The organism is Acinetobacter sp. 161(2023) (genome assembly GCF_037027805.1).
Lineage (GTDB): Bacteria > Pseudomonadota > Gammaproteobacteria > Pseudomonadales > Moraxellaceae > Acinetobacter.
Genome location: NZ_JAZEYD010000011.1, coordinates 90,427 through 109,681 on the forward strand (window position 1 = coordinate 90,427; position 19,255 = coordinate 109,681).

Here is a 19,255-nt window from a genome sequence, read left to right on the forward strand (position 1 = left end):
ATCTTTTATTCTTTAACTACAAATTCATAGGTTTTATTTAGCTTGTCATCGCCTCGCCCATAAAAATATGCATTTATTACAATTTTGTATCTTCCTTTATATTTAGGAATACCCTCTATTTTTATATGATTGTATCCATCTATATCATCTACTGGAGCAATTTTAACTCCCTGATTTTCTGGAATATTAGAAGTTAATTCAAAATGTTGCTCAGAGACTTTACCACCTGTAATTTTAATAAACTGTGTATATGACTTTCCAACGTGGGCATCAGGTAACTTACTGGGATGGACTTCAACTCTGCTACAACCACTTAGTATTAACCCTAATAAGATATATCTAAACATATATCTTATTCTTTAACTACAAACTCATAGGTCTTATCCAACTCCCCATCACCACCAGCATAAAAACCAGCATATATATTAATAGTAAAAGTTCCCTTATGTTTTGGAACTCCAGAAATTTTTAAATTATTATAAGCATCCGCTTCATTTTGATCTATTGGTTCAACAGAAATATTCATATCACTTGGAAAATTATCTTTCACTTCAAAAGACTGTGGTATTACTCTTCCACCAGTAATTTTTAATGTCTGATTATATTCTTGGCCAATATGTGCTATCGGAAGTTTATTCGGTTCAATATTGTAATCCTTACTACAACCACAAATACTCAAAGTTAAAAATATTATAGCTAATTTATTAAATTTCATTAGAAAGATTCCCTTTTTAATATTAACGCAAAAAAAACTGCTTTTTCAAAATCATATAGAGACAGACTAGATTTTAATTGTTGTTTATTCTCCCCCCAAGAAAAGGCTTGTAATTTAACTTCCGTCTTATATGGATCTGTTATATTTGTTACAGGTTGACCATTAGTCTGTCTTAATTTATCAGTCCAAACAATCCAATGATCGGGAAAACTTTGCGTACCTGAACTAGAACCACTACTTAATAAACTCGCAGAAATCAAACTAACCACATAGTAACCATCTCCAGCATATTGATTAAGTTCACTAATTAAACTAGGGTTATAACCATTAATATAAAATGGAAAAGTTTTCACCCCACTAAATCCACTTTTTTTAAACCAATTTATTAGTTCTCCCCATAATGTAATACCTGCAACTTCTTGATTAGGATCTTTTAACCGTAGCGCAATATTTTCTGATTCTCGTAAACTAGCTAATGTAATCCAATCAATAGGGGGTAACCTAGGAGTTCCATTTTTCCTATAATAATTTTTTACTCGACGACACCCATCTAAATTTGCCTCTATATTTAAATCTCCAATCTTTGTCTTTCCTGTTTCCCACAGTTGTTTAACTGCGAACTTATATTTATTCGGGCTTAAATTAATAAGACAGAAAAAATATGCCGCTGGGCCACACAAAGAAGCATCAGATTGGTCAGGTAAAGGCTCATTTAAACGTGCTTGTAAACCAGCTTCAATCTGTATCTTAGAAAATGGATCCTTAGCTTCCCCAGGCCTACAGCCTGAATCAATGCATTGAAAAACTCTATCTCTGCTCAAATTGAGCTGGAATGTATTTTTAGACTTAACCTCTTCAACGACTTTAGTGACCTTACTTGCTTCATTATATTGCACTTTAGATATCTTATTATTTTGGTTAAAACTTGCAGAAGGATAAGATTCGATCTTATCTGGCACAATATAATTACTTAATACTAAAGCTTCTTTTCCACTGATACTTAGTCGGTATAAGTCAAAAAGAATTACACAGTCTCTTATATTTTCAATACCTAACTTACTACCATCTATCTCAGCAGATCTTGTTTGATAAAGATTATTTCCTACTTTTTTGAATTCATTATTCGTAAAAAGTATCGAAGTTTCTGCTTTATTTTTTACAGTATTGTAAACATACAACCTATATTTCAATAAGCTAGGTTTTACATTTGTTTCCAAAACAACATACGGATAATACTTTGCCATTATTATTTTTACTCTATATCAATTTTTTCATCTTTAAATAAATGAAGTGATATCTCTTCTGGTTGGTAGGATTTAAATAGATCTGTATATCCCTTATCATCCGTACGACCTTCTACAATATCTCCATTAGGTAAGAAAGCGATATATTTATGATTTGCAAAGTTATTGCCATCTTTATCTTGCAAAAAATATCTCAAGTTATATTTATTAATCTCACCTAATACAGGCAATGCAGGAACATTAGCATTCGCACTCCCGCCCCCCATAAACAAATGCTGCCCAGCCTTCACTTCAAACTTACCGCCTGTGGTCATAAAAATACCCGAACCAGTAATTCTGACTTGAGAGCCGCCTGCGGTGAGCACAATTTCCTTGGATGCGGTCGCTTCGATTTTGTCTTCAGTCGAAATCACCTGAACAGCTTTACGGGCAATTAAATCGGCTCCATCACCTTGCGCTTGTATCTCGACTTTACCTTTACCTGCATAGAGTCTTGCACCTTCTTGCGCTGCAAAAAGGCTAATCTTGTTTTGGGCATGTGCAATCAGGTTCTTTTGTGTAGATAGGTTGATGCTATCGCCCGCAGTTTGGTTGAGCTGCCCATCTGCACTTAAGTGAATGTCTTCATTACTGCTCAGCGCTATGCTATTTGGACTCGCCAACAACATGATCGCATCTTTGAAAGTTTTGGCTTTTGCGTTGTCTTGCTGCTCAAGTTTTTCAATAAACGATTTTAGGTTTTCTAAATGTTCTAATGGGTCAGTTTGCTGATTTTTAGCAACTTCACTGAGTGCTTTGGCATTGCTAAGCCCACCTTCGATTTGTTGTTTGGCCTCATTTGCATCAAGGTGGACACCTTGAGCTTGGTCTTGTTTATGGGTACTAATAAGTAAACCACTGCCTGCTCTTACCGCGCCCCATTGGTCAGTTCTAAGTTCAAAACCTTCACCACGACCATCACTTTCCGCCTTGTCTTTTGGATGGCTTAAGTTACCCAAATTGAGCTGGCTAGCTGCATGACTACTTTGTAGTTGGGCACTGATTTGCCCTGTCGTGTCATCAAAACGGAGTTGGTTAAAGCCTTTGCCATCCACTTCTTCGGAGCGGATGCCGCTGAGTTTTTTAGTGTCAGGTAGCTGGCCTTTCTGGTCAAACTGGGTTGGGTGGCGTTCAGCTTCGTGAATACGTCCCACTACAAACGGGCGGTCAATGTTGCCGTCAAAGAAGTCGATGACTACGATCTCGCCCACGCGAGGCAAGAAGCGTGCTCCATAACCTGCGCCCGCCCATGGGGTCAGCACATCGACCCAAGCCGAGTCGGTATCATTGTCGTTACTGCCTGCTCCACCGTCATGGCTATGGTCGTCAGTTCGAGTAAACAGGAAGCGGACTTTAATACGACCCCATTGGTCAACATGGATGCTTTCGCCTTCTAGTCCTACTACTTTAGCGCGCTGCGGATAAGCTGCTGGTCGGTGCTCTAGCGGGTGATACTCAGGTACAGCTTTAACATTGCGTCGAACGACATTGAGTTCAGCAAAATGGCGCTGCTCAGGATTTTGCGTGTCGAGTTCAGTTGCCTTGAGTTTGTTTTGTGGTAATAGGCGTTCGATTTGCTGTTGTAATTCTTTCGGTAAATTATTCTGGTTGTAGTAGTGCTTGCTTAAGATCAAGAACTCTTTATCGGCACTGTCATGCTGGTCGAGTTCCGGATGGTCATTCAGTTCAAACCAGTAACCCACCTGTGCATCGCGGACATTACCTGAAACGGTAAATTGTTTAGAAGTCAGATGATGGTAAGCATTAATGTTCTGATTGAATTGTTCAATCTGGCTATTACCTGAAGCAGTGGCTTGGTCTTCGCCTTTTAAGTCCTGCATCCACGCGGGGCTAACGTGCCATGCATCTTCAAGGTTTAGACTAGCATTGTCATAGTGTTCGCTGTGCTTTTGGGTGCCTTGTACGCTGCCACTGCCTTCTTCTTGTTGTAAGGCATCGGCTTGCCAGCGTTGCACATGAACCGAAGTCGGCTGTAGGTTTCGCTCAGCTTTAACTTGAGTAATGGTATCGAACTGTTCTGTCGCACTGCTGCGTTGGTAGCGTAGGCTACGGCGCTCAAGGGCTTTATAATTCTGATTTTCATCAATTAAACGTAGCACTTGTGGCTGAATGGAAGCATTCGGGTCGGCGACTAAAAGCTGTGACTCATCGACCAACCAGTTAATACCTTCGCTACGCCACAAACGGGTTAAAAAATCATAATCACTTTCGTTTGACTGCATTACAAATGGACGTACATCGTAGTCTTTCGTTAAACCAGATGTATCGAGCGTTAGACTTGAGGCAAATAAAGGACTTTTGCCCTGCCATTCTTTAAACAAAATTTCGCTAATATCCCGCACGCTTTTATTCATAAACACGCGGCTATTACGACGTTTATGCCAGAGTGCAGTTGGGTCTTTTAAAGTTAAATTATAAATCGTGAGTGAGCCGTCACTTTGACCTTGGCTCGCTTCGGTAATAATACCTGTGGTTCTAAAAAATTGGCCTGCATCTGTCACCTGATCGATAGCAACCTGACAGCCAATAAATTGTTTTAATGCAATATGTGCGTTGGTTGACAGGCATAGTAATTCAGCAACGCTGCCCTGATTAAGCGTATGTTCGCCCTCAATGCGTTGCAAGAAGACTTGCTGATTTAAAGACTGATTTGAGAACTGGATATGAACAGCACGATTTTGTGAAACAAGGCCTAAACGTTCCAATATACTCGACACACTCATCTGCATTTTTATTATCAATCAAACTTATATTTAAGCCCTATTTTAATTAAAAATATACAGAACTGTCTATTTATTATCATTTTCAAAATGTAACTAGTCTCAATATGCAGTTTTACGTTGTTTTCTTATTAAGTAGGTATATCCAAAGTAAAATTAGATCATTTTAATGCGTTGTGAATTATTTGTAGATGCTTAAGGGATATAGCTGAGCACGGTATAATTAATACCTAGTACAACTTGGCGAAGAACTATTTAAGCCATTATAAATTTTAAAAAAATCAAGTAATTTCAAACAACTGTACATAGAAAAATTAATAAGCTTGAGATTCAAGACAGTTCTTTTTGAGTGAGCACTATTCATAAAGTAATTAATTCCCACCCCTTATAAAATGTATGTATGACCTATTTTATTCTTTTTCTCAGGTCCACATATATTCTGAGTTTAAATTACCCTTCCCATTTTCTAAAAACGAGACAAGTATTTACGCCACCAAAACCAAAGCTATTACTCATGACTGTTTTTAGTTCGGTTTCTCTACTCATTTGAACAATATCGAACTTTTTAGCTTCTTCGCGCAGTTCAGTAATATTAATACTCGGCGCGATAAAGTTATTTTGCAGCATTAAAATAGAATAAATCGCTTCGTGTACGCCTGCTGCCCCTAAACTATGCCCAGTCATGGACTTGGTCGAACTCAGTGGCGGCACTTTTTCACTGCCAAAAGCTCGCTCTATGGCCAATAGTTCAGGAATGTCGCCTGCTGGCGTTGAAGTGCCATGCGTGTTGATATAGTCAATCGTTTCAGAGCCGTTTTGCTTGGCTTCTGCGAGTGCTAGCTTAATGCAGCGAGTCGCACCTTCGCCACTTGGGGCTACCATGTCGACACCATCACTATTGGCAGCATAGCCAATCACTTCTGCCAAAATTTTTGCTCCGCGTTTTTGGGCATGACTTAAAGACTCCAAAACCACAATGCCACCGCCGCCAGCGATCACAAAGCCGTCATTATCTTTTGAATATGGGCGTGAAGCTGTTTCAGGTGCATCGTTATATTTAGAACATAATGCACCCATCGCATCGAATATTGCTGTTTGGGACCAATGGTCTTCTTCGCCGCCACCAGCCAGCATCAAGTCTTGTTTACCAGCTGCAATAAGATGAAATGCATAGCCAATTGCGTCGGCTGAAGTAGCGCAGGCACTTGCAATAGATTGAGATACACCTTTTAGATTGAAAGCATTTGATAAGTTAGAACTAATGGTATTTGTAAGATAGCGTGATGCTAAATCAGGTGATACTTCGCTTGCGCCTTTTTCTTTTAAGCTATGTAGCATGTCAATAATTGAAGCTGTCGAGCTGCCACCTGTTCCTCCAATCACGCCATATTTTGAGTTGTTAGCAATATCACTCACATCAAGCTCAGCATGTTGTAGCGCATCGACCGCTGAGTTGTAAGCATACATGGCGCAAACGCCCATGTGTTTTTTTAACTCTGAATCAATGTTTTCAAAATCCATTTCGGCAGTAGCGCTCACGTGACTTCGAAAATTCAGTTTTGCATAGACATCGTTATAGCGAATGCCTGAGCGGCCTGCTTTTAAGGACTCGGTTACTTTCTCTAATGTATTTCCAATACAGGAATTGATTCCCATACCTGTTATGACGACACGTTCCATTCTTATCTCTGTAAAAACGACAAAAATAGATCTTAACAATCAAGTTCTTTTTTAGAACTGGCAAAATATTTCTATATTTATTATTTTTTCTCATCGAATATAAATAAAAAGTTAATAATAATATTGTCATTTTAAAATAATATTTAGTTTTATTATTAAATCAAAAATATTTTAAATATTAAATTGACGTATTTAAAATCACCGATTATTATCTCCTTGCTGGCCTACATTGCCAGACGGTTTTGACAGACCGTAACTCGTGGCGGATTATAGTTCTACTATAAGTCGTTAGACCCTTGCGTCCCCTTTTCTTTGCGGTAGGACGGATGGGGGACGCCCCGCGCGTGCTGGTTCTACGAGTCCAGTCTGTCAACCCCTATTCGTTCTACCACCATAATCAATTGACGGTGACTTGGTGGTAGGACTCCATTTTTTAAGGAGTTGACCATGACATTTTTCAAACTTATTTCCTCTCTTATTTAACTATTTTATTGATTTAAAATTTGGGTTTTCACGCCTTATTTTTTAAATTTATAAACTATTTTTATTTTAAAATTTTAATTATTTTATTTTCCTGTGCTTTTAGTAGGATTAATTTTTATTTAAAAAATTATTTTAAAACTTAAAGTAATTATATTTTTATTTTACTTATAGCAATGAATATTTATGAGAATAATATGACAATTTATAAACCTCTTTTGGCTTTAAGTTTCATACTAGGTAGCTACGGTGTTTCGATTTACGACCCGCAGACTCAGCAGGAGTTTGAAAAAATTTGCCTGTCAGGTGGGTATAGCGAATCCAGTTGTGACTGTATTTACCAGCGACTTGAACAAGTTTACTCCCCTAAGCTCATGCAACGCCTAGAACATGTCAGTTTGCAAAGTCCTGTTCTCCCACGGGACTTTGCCCCTACTTTTTTAAGCACCATGCAGCGGTGTGACAAAAGTAGTCTGGGCTAAGCGTTGGCTTAGCTCTTTATCTCTGTGTTGCAATGGTGTTTTACTTTAAATCAGCGCAAAAGATTAAAGTCTGTTGTGGCACAGGGGCCAAAAGTTGTTTGGTTAGTTGAGCTTGTATTTTTAAAAAATCACATCAACTTTCAAACCAATCAAGCTATGCTGTGCTTACATTCAACTTTTGAACTTTTATTAGAATGAACTACACATGGGATGAGTTTGAGCAAAGACTTATCACCTACAGAGATGTAACGATTGATCTTGAAAGAATCTTAGATGCGTATGAACTTCAAATAAAAGAACTCCTTCAACAAATTCAATTATTAACTTATGAAGATTCTTTACCTAAATTTAATCAGTTATATGAAATACAGGCGCATTTAGCTACTGCCAAATTTCGGTATGACCTCGAATTAAACGAAGCTTTAGATATATTTGTTTATCATTTCGATAGAGATGACAAAGCGCTTATAAGCCAATATTGGTATCAAAAATTCAAGCAAAACAAAGATATTCTTTGGCCTTTACCTCAAAACGAATAATGGCTTGTACGTTTTAACCTACAAACTTTTAGGGATTTTGCGGATTGGCGACTTCCCTCTTTTTTCCTATGATGAGTTCATACAGGAACAGGATGTTCCAGAACACAAAACAACAATAATAGGTTCATGCACTAGGAGCGTGAGATACGACAGGAGTCATATCTAGCAACCAAATACGAAAAAGCCCAACAGGATGTTGGGCTTTTTTTATATCTGAATATTGAGAAAAAATTTATAGTTTGAAAATTTCAGGCAGACTATCTGCAAGAATATGAGGAATATTGTTTGGATAAACAATCTCATCGGTTTGGCTTAGCTCTTCAAACGTCCACCAACGGCTTTTACTAATCACATGCTTTTCGTGTTCTGACCAGTTTGCTGTATTCACTTCTTCATTTTTAATAAAAACAATAAAGAGCCTTTCATCAGAAGTCACAACTTCCGCACTTGGTAGCATCATTTCAAAATTGCGTGTTGCAACATGAGTGCCTACATTTTGCCTAACTACACCTAACTCTTCATAAAGTTCTCGGCAAGCTGCTTGCTCGAAGGTTTCCCCTTCTTCCAATCCTCCGCCTACGGTTGCCCAATGCGATTGTCCAGCTAAGGCATCATTTGTATGGGTAAATTGAAATAACAAAATTTGATGATTTTCATTAATAACTAATAGTCTTGAAGATTTTCTAATACGCATTTGATTTTTTTCTTAAAGTAACAAGGTGGCTATTATTCATATTCACTTTGAAAAGTTAAATTATTTCTGAATGTACGTTTTAGCCTACAAACTTTTAGGGATTTTGCGGATTGGCGACTCCCCGCTTTTTTCCTAATATGAAGTCATACAGGAACAGGATGTTCCAGAACACAAAACAACAATAATAGGTTCATGCACTAGGAGCGTGAGATACGACAGGAGTCATATCTAGCAACCAAATACGAAAAAGCCCAACAGGATGTTGGGCTTTTTTTATGGTCATTTAAAAATGATGTTTGCGCTAACCTATAGCGGGCTATGCGCCTGTTCTTGTTTTTTATGGCGAATCCAACGCACTACCCAAATAACCGCAATCAGCACCACAACTACAACAAGCGCAGGCACTAGCATTGCTGAAACTGAAAGTAAGATTGCTCCAATCCACTCACCTGTTGAGACTACAAAATTTCCTAAACCACCTGTGGTTGCAGTTGAAACACCGCGTGCAGCAACAGTACTCATTTGCACCACACCTGCCGTACCACCACCGACAATAATGGCTGCCGCCCAAGCAGCAAACTGAGACATTTCTCCACTACTCACAGCCATCGTGGTGAGTGTGCCCGCAATCATGGCGGCAGGGGTTGCGACTGTATCTAAGGCATTATCGACCCACGGAATGTAGTAGGCTGCAATTTCACACACCGTTGCCACAGCTAAAGCCAAACAAACCGATGGCAAAGCTAACCACTCAAAACCTTTTGATGGCTCAAACCATCCCATCATCGTTGCAATGCTCATGACCAACAACGGTACAAACACGCGAAAACCGCAGGCAGCGCTCAGCCCCACACCAATACATAAACCTAATATTGTTTCCATAACGGTTTCCTTTTCATGCCCATCGCGGGTCTTGTTATGTAAGTCTTATTTTTAAATTAACAAAAAGCCCCATCGGGTGACAGGGCTTTTTGTTAAATGCGAACGCAAATATTATTTTATTCTTAACGTTTAAATTCAGTGCAATAGCATTTAGTGCATGGTGGTAAACGATCTGTATTAATTTCTAAAAACACTCTCTGGCCACATTGAGCGCAGAAATAGAAGCCTGTTCCGGGTTTTTCGCCAGCTGTTACCATGATTGCATTCCTATAATCGTATAGATATTAAACAGAAATATAACCCAGTTAGAGTGATTGTCAATTGTCCATTTCGCCCGATGATGATGGCATAAATGCAAAAAATGTTATTTGTACGATTTATCTTACAAACTTTTAGGGATTTTGCGGATTGGCGACTCCCCACTTTTTTCCTATGATGAGTTCATACAGGAACAGGATGTTCCAGAACACAAAACAACAATAATAGGTTCATGCATCAGGATCGTGAGATACGACAGGAGTCATATCTAGCAACCAAATACGAAAAAGCCCGACAGGATGTCGGGTTTTTTTATTAGAAATATTTATGATTATTACATATGCTTAATAAAATTTAATTAGGAATTCCTTTGCGCATAGAATTTAAAAACCAGTTTCTAATGCTAGTTATAAATGCCCATACATCTTCTTCTTTAGGTTTAATATAGCTATCAGAAGAGGGGTCCTCTCCCATTGCCTCAAAAATTCCTATCAACCAATTTGGTCCATGGCCGCTTATATTCAACTCTTTTAACCAAGACTCGAGTTCGCCATAAGGAACTACAAATAATCCATATTCTGCAAGTTTTTCAAAAAGATTTGAAAGTGCTTCTCTATCTGATCCCGTTAAAATGTTTATCCCACCATCTCTTTTCATGTTTTGACCAGATTGATCAAATTTTTGCTTAATGGCCTGTCTAGTATGAGCCAAAGCATTTTTTTCGAGCTCTGGAAGGTAACCACTTTCTAAAAACTCCCCCCAAACACTTCCACCTTCCTTAAGTATATCTATATCAACTACACCTGCGACTGGAATACCCAACTCGCGTAAAGGCTTAATAATAGTTTTAACAGTTTGTTTATTTTGAGCATTCAGAAATAAACAATTAGGAATTCCAAAATCAGTAAATTTTAAAAGCCTATCATTAATTTCCTGATAAAACGCACGATCAGCATCTGACTCTGTAACAACTACAAACTCATAAAATAGACCGCTTAATACACCAGTTGAACGTAATAATGGGTTTCGCATCAATCTCAAAATATCTTCATTTGGTAGAATTCGAGAAGTAGCAACATTATCGCGATAAGTTAAACGAACTATATTTACTGGGGCCCCTGATTGGATACACCCCATAATAAAATTAGGACTATGAGTTGCAACAAATAAGCGCTTTTCAGAATGAGACATAATCCCAGCAACTTCTTTGCCCAAATTAAATGCTAAGGAAGGATGTAAAAAAGCTTCTGGTTCATCCATTAAAAGAATAGATGGATCCCCAGCCACCATTTCAGTAATCATCCCAGTGAAAGCCTTAACTCCATCACTCGCATAGTCTATCGGCATTGCATTTTTATGAAAATTGACAGCAGCTTCGTGAATCCCTCTTTCTTCTACTTCATTTTCTGGTTCTTTTGAAGATAGACGTAAAGAAAGATTACCTAAATTAGTAGGATCTATAACTAAATATTGACCAAATGCTTCATGAATAATTCTTCTCACCTCATCCCTTTTTGCATTATCCCTGAACAACACCTGAAAACTTGTATGAGGAGGAGCTTGAAGATTTCCAGCAGGTTGCATATTTACAAGATTAATTCTATTGCTTCCATTTAGAATCAAAGTACTGTACTTCAAGTATGAATTACAAAATAGGTGAAGTGATGTACTAGGGTTAACTAATGCCACTTTAAGTGACTGCAAATGAACTTGCTGCCTCTCACCATTTTTACCAATCAAGATATAATCCTGATGAATCATTTCTCCAATCATTGGTTCTTGTTTAATTTTATTTATAATATTATTAACATCAACTTCTGAGACTGCTTCTAATTCAATATTATCTATTATCTTATTATTTGTATTTTGATTACCACTTATACAAAATTGATGTATTTCTCTAAGAATCTGACTTTTACCTGAATTATTAGGTCCTACAAATACAGTAATTGGTAATGCATTTACTGTCATTTGCTCCAAATCTGGTGCTCGACCAAACTTCAATTTAATATTTTTAATCATTTCAATCACTAAAAAATAAAAACCCCATCATTAAGATAGGGCTCTTCTGAATAAATTTCAATCAGTTATAGACTAAATATTAAGCCACTTGGCCTTCTAAAAAGTCTTGCGCAAAACGTTGTAATACACCGCCTGCTTCATATACAGAAACTTCTTCTTCTGTATCTAAACGGCAAGTCACTGGCACTTCAACAATCTCTTCTTTACCATCCGCTGTGGCACGTTCAATCACTAAAGTTAAAGTCGAACGCGGCGCGATATTACCAATCACGCTATAAAGCTCTGTACCATCCAGCTTCAAAGTCTTGCGGTTTACACCCGGTTTAAACTCAAGTGGTAACACGCCCATACCCACCAAGTTGGTACGGTGAATACGCTCAAAACCTTCTGCTACAATCGCTTCAACACCTGCAAGCCGCACACCTTTCGCAGCCCAGTCACGGCTCGAACCCTGACCGTAGTCAGCACCCGCAACAATAATTAATGGCTGTTTACGGTTCATGTAGGTTTCAATCGCTTCCCACATACGCATGACTTCGCCTTCTGGCTCTACACGCGCTTTTGAACCTTGCTTAATGGTACCGTCTGAACGAACTACCATTTCGTTATAGAGTTTCGGGTTAGCAAATGTTGCACGTTGTGCAGTCAAATGGTCACCACGGTGCGTTGCGTATGAGTTGAAGTCTTCTTCTGGTAGACCCATTTTATGAAGATATTCACCCGCAGCCGAGTCCATCAAAATCGCGTTTGAAGGCGACAAATGGTCAGTGGTGATGTTGTCACCCAAAATTGCAAGTGGACGCATGTTCGCTAAAGTACGTGGTGCAGCCAACGCCCCTTCCCAATATGGTGGACGGCGGATGTAAGTACTTTGTGGACGCCAGTCATAAAGTGGACTTTCGGCCTCTACGGTTACGCCTAAGTCAAACATTGGAATGTAGACTTTACGGAACTGTTCAGGCTTCACAGCTTGTTTTACTAACGCATCAATTTCAGCGTCAGATGGCCAGATGTCTTTGAGGTAAATCGGGTTACCTTCTTTGTCATGACCTAACGCATCTTTTTCAATGTCAAAACGAATCGTACCCGCAATTGCATACGCTACAACAAGCGGTGGAGATGCCAAGAATGCTTGTTTTGCATATGGATGGATACGGCCATCGAAGTTACGGTTACCAGAAAGTACTGCTGTTGCGTACAAATCACGGTCAATAATTTCTTGTTGAATGACTGGATCTAACGCACCCGACATACCGTTACACGTCGTACAAGCATAAGCCACAATACCAAAACCAAGTTGCTCTAAGTCTTTTAGAACACCCGCTTCTTCAAGGTAAAGTGCAGCCGCTTTTGAACCCGGTGCAAATGATGATTTCACCCAAGGTTTACGAACTAAACCTAGTTCATTTGCTTTACGTGCCAACAAACCTGCTGCCACAGTGTTACGTGGGTTAGACGTGTTGGTACATGAAGTAATTGCAGCAATAATAATTGCGCCATCTGGCATTAAGCCATCAGAACGGTTTTCAACAACACCCGCAATACCTTTTTCTTTTAGGTCCGCAGTTGAAACACGTGCATGTGGGTTTGATGGGCCAGCAATGTTACGTGTTACTTCTGATAGGTCAAAACGTAGTACACGTGGGTACTCTGCTTTGGTCATGTCAGAAGCCCAAAGGCCAATTTCTTTTGCGTATTGTTCAACCAACGCCACTTGAGCATCTTCACGACCTGTTAAGCGTAAGTAGTCAATCGTGTTTTGGTCGATGTAGAACATTGCAGCTGTAGCGCCATATTCTGGTGTCATATTCGAAATGGTTGCACGGTCGCCCACAGACATGCTGTCAGCGCCTTCACCAAAGAACTCAAGGTATGCACCAACCACACGTTCTTTACGCAAGAACTCAGTTAAAGCAAGTACGATATCTGTTGCAGTAATACCTGCCTGACGCTGACCTACAAACTCAACACCAATAATGTCTGGTAGACGCATCCAAGATGCACGGCCCAACATCACGTTTTCAGCTTCCAAACCACCAACGCCCACAGAAATTACGCCCAAAGCGTCTGTATGTGGAGTGTGTGAATCTGTACCTACGCAAGTGTCTGGATATGCCACGCCATCACGCGCCTGAATCACCGGAGACATTTTCTCTAAGTTAATCTGGTGCATAATGCCGTTCCCCGCAGGGATCACATCGACATTTTTAAATGCAGTTTTAGTCCACTCAATAAAGTGGAAACGGTCTTCGTTACGGCGGTCTTCAACAGCACGGTTTTTTGCAAAAGCGTCTGGGTCAGCACCGCCATATTCCACTGCTAAAGAGTGGTCGACAATGAGCTGAGTCGGTACAACTGGATTGACTTTAGATGGGTCACCGCCTTTGTCGGCAATTGCATCACGCAAGCCTGCAAGGTCAACCAAAGCAGTTTGACCCAAGATGTCGTGACACACCACGCGCGCTGGGTACCAAGGAAAGTCCAAGTCCTGACGACGCTCAATTAACTGCGTTAAATAAGCAGTTAAGTTCTCGGCATCGGCACGGCGTACCAATTGCTCTGCGAGTACTTTAGAGGTGTAAGGCAGTTTTTCGTATGCGCCTAGCTGAATATCTTCAACGGCTTGACGCACGTCGTAGTATTCAAGCTGGGTACCTGCCAGCGGTTTACGGTATTTTGTGTTCATTAACCACGCTCCGCCAATGGTTTGAATTTGAGGTTTTCAGGGCCTGTGTAGTTCGCGCTTGGACGAATGATTTTGCCGTCTTGACGTTGTTCAATCACGTGCGCTGACCAGCCTGCTGTACGTGCAATCACGAACAATGGTGTGAACATTGCAGTTGGAACACCCATTAAGTGATAGCTCACCGCACTGAACCAGTCGAGGTTCGGGAACATGTTTTTCACTTCTTTCATCACTGCTTCTAAGCGCTCAGCGATGAGGTACATTTTGGTGTTCTCTTGCGCTTGTGCTAAGTCGTGCGCCACTTTCTTGATCACTTCGTTACGTGGGTCAGAAATTGTATAGACTGGGTGACCAAAACCGATCACAACTTCTTTCTTCTCAACACGGCTACGGATGTCTGCTTCTGCTTCATCTGCATTGTCATAACGTTGTTGAATCACGAATGCAACTTCGTTTGCACCACCGTGCTTAGGCCCGCGAAGTGCACCAATACCGCCCGTAATTGCCGAGTACATGTCTGAACCTGTACCTGCAACCACACGTGAAGTAAATGTAGATGCGTTGAACTCGTGCTCAGCATACAAAATCAGAGAGGTATGCATTGCTTGAATCCATTCTTCAGATGGTTTTTCGCCATGAAGTAAGTGCAAGAAATGCGCTGCAATTGAGTCGTCATCTGTTTCAACTTCAATACGACGACCGTTGTTGCTGAAGTGGTACCAATAAAGCAACATTGAGCCTAGGCTTGCCATTAATTTATCAGCAATATCTTTTGCGCCCGCTTCGTTATGGTCTTCGTGTTCTGGTGTTAAACAACCTAAAACTGAAACACCTGTACGCATCACATCCATAGGGTGTGCAGATGGAGGAAGTTGTTCAAGTGCTATTTTAAGTGCTGCCGGTAAACCACGAAGTGCTTTTAATTTTGCTTTATAGGCTTTGAGTTCAGCTTTGTTTGGTAATTTGCCATGTACGAGCAAGTGAGCCACTTCTTCAAACTGGCTACCTGCTGCAAGGTCAAGAATGTCATAGCCACGGTAGTGCAAGTCGTTACCGCTACGTCCTACGGTACAAAGTGCTGTATTGCCTGCAACTTGTCCGCTAAGTGCAACTGATTTTTTTGGTTTGAAGCCTGTTGTTGTTTCATTTGAGCTCATAAGATTTTCCTTTCCTATCTATCTGAATTTATTTATTAAGCACGACCGAGTCGCACCGTTTCCACTTCTTATTTCGAGATTAACCACTTCGTCTTGCGCCTCGTCAAAGCTTTAACCGCTTTGACTTGCTCAGGTTCGCCTTACTTTTCACGGATGAAAAGTAAGCAAAAATCCTTTGTTGGGCTGACGATATATCCCTATATCGCAGTCCAACGTAGCGGCATCCATGCCGCCCTCACGATAGCCAAGACCATCGTTTCCCCTTTTTTTTTAAAAGAGGGTTAGTTTATTTCTTTTTAGCAAATGCGTTGTCTAAGTAGTCTTCAAACGCATAGTAATTAATGCGTTCATACAACTCTTTACGCGTTTGCATAATATCAACCACGTTCTTTTGTGTGCCTTCTTTACGTAAGGTTTCATATACAGTTTCGGCTGCTTTGTTCATAGCACGGAAAGCAGAAAGCGGATAAAGCGCAAGGCTTACATCGGCAGATGCTAACTCTTCAGTGGTAAACAGTGGTGTAGAACCGAACTCGGTAATGTTTGCCAAAATTGGTGCGCCAGTCTTCTGAGCAAATTGCTTGTACATATCAAGCTCGGTAATTGCTTCAGGGAACAACATGTCTGCACCCGCTTCAATGTAGGCACCCGCACGGTCAATTGCAGCTTGTAAACCATCTACTGCCAATGCATCGGTACGCGCCATAATCACGAAGCTGTCATCACCACGCGCATCGACCGCTGCTTTAATACGGTCAACCATTTCTTCTTGAGTCACAATGGCTTTGTTTGGACGGTGACCACAACGTTTTGCGCCCACTTGGTCTTCAATGTGCATTGCTGCAGCACCAAACTTAATCAGTGCTTTTGTAGTACGGGCAATGTTAAATGCAGAAGCACCAAAACCTGTGTCAGCATCGACTAATAATGGAAGATCACATACATCGGTAATACGGCGTACGTCTGTCAACACATCATCAAGGTTACTAATTCCCAAATCAGGTAAACCTAAAGAACCAGCGGCTACACCACCACCTGATAAGTAAATCGCTTTATAACCTGCACGTTTTGCCAAAAGTGCATGATTGGCGTTAATGGTTCCAACCACTTGTAATGGCTTTTCTTGGGCTACTGCATCGCGAAATAGCTGACCTGCGGATTGTTTAGCCATTGTTATGTTCTCCTTGTGCTTGTAGCAGTGTTTGCTCAATAATTTTGTAAGAAGCATTGATATGTCGATGCATGAGCAGCTCGGCAAGTTCACCATCGCCTTCTGCAATTGCATCTAAAATACGGATGTGTTCGTCCCAAGCTTTGCTCGGTCGATCGGGTGTGTTTGAAAACTGAATTCGGTACATACGGATGAGATGATAAAGCTCATCGCATAGCATTTTTTCTAGGGTTTTATTGCCACTACTTTTGATAATGCAGTAGTGAAAATCGTCCTGCCCTTCTTGCAAGTAATATCCTTTACCTGCTTTAAAGTTTTCATCTTCAGCATGCATACGCAAAACATCACGCAGCGCCAAAATTTGCTTTTTATCAATATGCTGTGCAGCAAGATTACAGGCCAAACCTTCTAAAGAAGCTCGAATTTGGTAAAGCTCTTTGAACTGTTGCAGTGAAAGCGAAACCACGCGCGCGCCCACATGTGCAGTTCGCTCAACCAAACGCTGCCCTTCAAGGCGATGAATCGCTTCACGCAAAGGCCCACGGCTAATGCCATAAGTCCTCGCCAGTTCAGGCTCAGAAATTTTGCTACCTGCCGGAATTTGACCCAAAACAATCGCCGTCTGTATTTGTTTAAATACATTCTCTGTCAGTGTTCTTCCCTGACTTTGTAATGGCTCTGGTGCGAAGGTCAAATCTTGCATATTGTCGACAATTTTTAATCAATTATGAGTTTTATAGCGGTATGAATGAAAAAAATCAAGGTGATTGTTGACACTTTACAGAACGCATCAGGTCAATTTTTATCGTTTGACCTGTCATTTCACCTTATATTTAGACTATTACGCCGCCTATCTATTAGTATTTATAAAACAAAGATTTAATATAAATTTATCTATAGTTTTATGGTTCTTTCTCAAGTGTTTTTTGGGCGCTAAACTTTTGTTTCAAACTTTAGTCTACAAGGCATGTATTACAGCAAGATTGTAGACAATCTATTTAAATGAAATCAGGAGTTATAAATTAGTATCTATTTACCGTAATTTCTTTTACATCTTTTTTATCGTTTCTTCTTGGAAATATCGATATTAGTGAAATTATCAGGTGCTTCACGGTAGCTTTATTGATACATTATTGAACATCGACATAGTTGTGGCGTATTTTTCGAGACAGAAAAAACCGAACACTATGCATATTGTTGAATGAAAGGACTTTTTTGATGTTTCAACATATCCCCCCATACGCAGGCGACCCAATTTTATCTTTAATGGAACAGTTCAATGCTGATACTCGTTCTGAAAAAGTAAACTTGAGTATTGGTCTTTATTATAACGAAGACAGTATTGTTCCTCAGTTAGAGACCATTCTTGAGGCGCAAAAGCGTATTGAGCCTAAAAACGGTAAAACCAAACTTTATTTGCCAATGGAAGGCTTCAAACCTTACCGAGAAGCAATTCAAGCACTTTTATTTGGTGCAAACAGCCCCGCAGTTAAAGCGGGTCGTGCTGTAACCATCCAAACGCTTGGTGGTTCAGGTGCATTGAAAGTTGGTGCGGACTTCTTAAAAAACTATTTCCCAAATTCAGACGTTTGGGTAAGCCAACCAACTTGGGATAACCACGTTGCGATTTTCAATGGCGCTGGCATCAAGACTCATTTCTACCCATATTTCGACAACGAAACTCGTGGTGTAGATTTTGACGGTATGTTGTCTACACTTAAAACTTTGCCTGAGCAAAGCATTGTGTTGTTGCACCCATGCTGCCACAACCCAACTGGTGCTGACTTAAACCCAGCGCAATGGGATCAAGTGATTGCGGTATTAAAAGATCGTAACCTTATTCCTTTCCTAGACATCGCTTACCAAGGTTTTGGCAATGGTATGGAAGAAGATGCGTATGCAATCCGTGCTTTAGACCAAGCGGGTCTAAACTTCATTGTGAGCAACTCGTTCTCTAAAATCTTCTCTTTATATGGCGAGCGCGTTGGCGGCTTAACTTTCGTTTGTGACGATGCAGAAGCTGCTCAGTGCACATTCGGTCAGTTAAAAGCAACTGTACGCCGTATTTACTCTAGCCCACCGACAACAGGTGCTTGGTTAGTTGATGAAGTGTTAAATGACGCTGAACTTAACCAACAATGGCAAGGTGAAGTGAAAGAGATGCGTGAACGTATTATCAAAATGCGTAGCATCTTAAAAGATGAACTGACTAAAGCATTACCAGACCGTGACTTTAGCTACCTTGTAAACCAAAAAGGTATGTTCAGCTACACAGGTCTAACTGCTGAGCAAGTTGATATTTTGCGTGAAGAATATGCAATCTACTTAGTACGTAGTGGTCGTATTTGTGTGGCGGGTTTAAACATGAACAATGTTTACACTGTTGCTAAAGCAGTTGCAGAAGTGCTTGCTAAATCAACAGAAGCAGCATAAAACAGATTTAAAAGAAAAGGCGCTTCGGCGCC

Annotated in this window: 16 protein-coding genes and 1 pseudogene; 4 read left to right on the forward strand and 13 right to left on the reverse strand. The window is 40.2% G+C overall.

Going from position 1 to position 19,255, the window contains the following annotated elements; all coding sequences use genetic code 11:
* Positions 1-5: 5 nt before the first annotated feature.
* The 5 genes from WA249_RS12185 to WA249_RS12205 all read right to left on the reverse strand — a co-directional run bounded on the left by WA249_RS12185 (position 6) and on the right by WA249_RS12205 (position 6,419).
* Positions 6-347, reverse strand: a complete 342-nt coding sequence (locus WA249_RS12185) for a hypothetical protein (protein ID WP_336169020.1) — start codon at positions 345-347, stop codon at positions 6-8.
* A gap of 5 nt (positions 348-352) precedes the next feature.
* On the reverse strand, positions 353-715 hold the full coding sequence (locus tag WA249_RS12190; RefSeq protein ID WP_198496910.1) for a hypothetical protein: 363 nt from the start codon (positions 713-715) through the stop codon (positions 353-355).
* Positions 715-1,959: a hypothetical protein gene (locus WA249_RS12195; protein WP_336169023.1), complete on the reverse strand. Its 1,245-nt coding sequence runs from the start codon at positions 1,957-1,959 to the stop codon at positions 715-717. Before WA249_RS12195 ends, WA249_RS12190 begins: the two co-directional genes overlap by 1 nt.
* A gap of 8 nt (positions 1,960-1,967) precedes the next feature.
* The gene (locus tag WA249_RS12200; RefSeq protein ID WP_336169025.1) at positions 1,968-4,748 is read right to left on the reverse strand and encodes a DUF2345 domain-containing protein; all 2,781 of its coding nucleotides are present in this window, start codon (positions 4,746-4,748) and stop codon (positions 1,968-1,970) included.
* 441 nt (positions 4,749-5,189) lie between these two features.
* On the reverse strand, positions 5,190-6,419 hold the full coding sequence (locus WA249_RS12205; protein ID WP_336169026.1) for a beta-ketoacyl synthase N-terminal-like domain-containing protein: 1,230 nt from the start codon (positions 6,417-6,419) through the stop codon (positions 5,190-5,192).
* A 677-nt stretch (positions 6,420-7,096) separates the two neighbouring features.
* Between WA249_RS12205 and WA249_RS12210 the strand changes: the two genes are divergently transcribed.
* On the forward strand, positions 7,097-7,381 hold the full coding sequence (locus tag WA249_RS12210; RefSeq protein ID WP_336169028.1) for a hypothetical protein: 285 nt from the start codon (positions 7,097-7,099) through the stop codon (positions 7,379-7,381).
* A gap of 194 nt (positions 7,382-7,575) precedes the next feature.
* Positions 7,576-7,920 carry a hypothetical protein gene (locus WA249_RS12215; RefSeq protein ID WP_336169029.1) on the forward strand — a complete coding sequence of 115 codons (345 nt, stop codon included), beginning with the start codon at positions 7,576-7,578 and terminating at the stop codon, positions 7,918-7,920.
* Positions 7,921-8,152: 232 nt separating this feature from the next.
* Here WA249_RS12215 and WA249_RS12220 read toward each other — a convergent pair.
* The 8 genes and pseudogenes from WA249_RS12220 to WA249_RS12255 all read right to left on the reverse strand — a co-directional run bounded on the left by WA249_RS12220 (position 8,153) and on the right by WA249_RS12255 (position 17,493).
* Positions 8,153-8,654 (reverse strand): annotated as a pseudogene (locus WA249_RS12220) (NUDIX hydrolase).
* A 266-nt stretch (positions 8,655-8,920) separates the two neighbouring features.
* Positions 8,921-9,496, reverse strand: a complete 576-nt coding sequence (locus WA249_RS12225; protein WP_336169031.1) for a DUF4126 domain-containing protein — start codon at positions 9,494-9,496, stop codon at positions 8,921-8,923.
* Between the two features lie 122 nt (positions 9,497-9,618).
* Positions 9,619-9,753 (reverse strand): zinc ribbon-containing protein, encoded by a 135-nt coding sequence (locus WA249_RS12230; RefSeq protein ID WP_004640417.1) that lies wholly within the window; start codon positions 9,751-9,753, stop codon positions 9,619-9,621.
* Between the two features lie 355 nt (positions 9,754-10,108).
* Positions 10,109-11,776, reverse strand: coding sequence for an ATP-dependent nuclease (locus tag WA249_RS12235; protein WP_336169033.1), 1,668 nt, complete (start codon positions 11,774-11,776; stop codon positions 10,109-10,111).
* 79 nt (positions 11,777-11,855) lie between these two features.
* On the reverse strand, positions 11,856-14,462 hold the full coding sequence (acnD, locus tag WA249_RS12240) for a Fe/S-dependent 2-methylisocitrate dehydratase AcnD (RefSeq protein ID WP_336169035.1): 2,607 nt from the start codon (positions 14,460-14,462) through the stop codon (positions 11,856-11,858).
* The gene (gene prpC / locus WA249_RS12245; RefSeq protein ID WP_336169037.1) at positions 14,462-15,619 is read right to left on the reverse strand and encodes a bifunctional 2-methylcitrate synthase/citrate synthase; all 1,158 of its coding nucleotides are present in this window, start codon (positions 15,617-15,619) and stop codon (positions 14,462-14,464) included. Before prpC ends, acnD begins: the two co-directional genes overlap by 1 nt.
* A 286-nt stretch (positions 15,620-15,905) precedes the next feature.
* Positions 15,906-16,790 carry a methylisocitrate lyase gene (prpB, locus tag WA249_RS12250; protein WP_004706036.1) on the reverse strand — a complete coding sequence of 295 codons (885 nt, stop codon included), beginning with the start codon at positions 16,788-16,790 and terminating at the stop codon, positions 15,906-15,908.
* The gene (locus tag WA249_RS12255) at positions 16,783-17,493 is read right to left on the reverse strand and encodes a GntR family transcriptional regulator (RefSeq protein WP_016139645.1); all 711 of its coding nucleotides are present in this window, start codon (positions 17,491-17,493) and stop codon (positions 16,783-16,785) included. The genes prpB and WA249_RS12255 overlap by 8 nt, the downstream gene beginning before the upstream one ends.
* 45 nt (positions 17,494-17,538) lie before the next feature.
* Between WA249_RS12255 and WA249_RS12260 the strand changes: the two genes are divergently transcribed.
* Both WA249_RS12260 and WA249_RS12265 read left to right on the forward strand, forming a co-directional pair.
* A complete protein-coding gene (locus WA249_RS12260) occupies positions 17,539-17,673 on the forward strand; it encodes a hypothetical protein (protein WP_336169039.1) in 135 nt (44 codons plus the stop codon).
* Between the two features lie 335 nt (positions 17,674-18,008).
* Positions 18,009-19,223, forward strand: coding sequence for an amino acid aminotransferase (locus WA249_RS12265; RefSeq protein WP_336169041.1), 1,215 nt, complete (start codon positions 18,009-18,011; stop codon positions 19,221-19,223).
* Positions 19,224-19,255 lie beyond the last annotated feature (32 nt).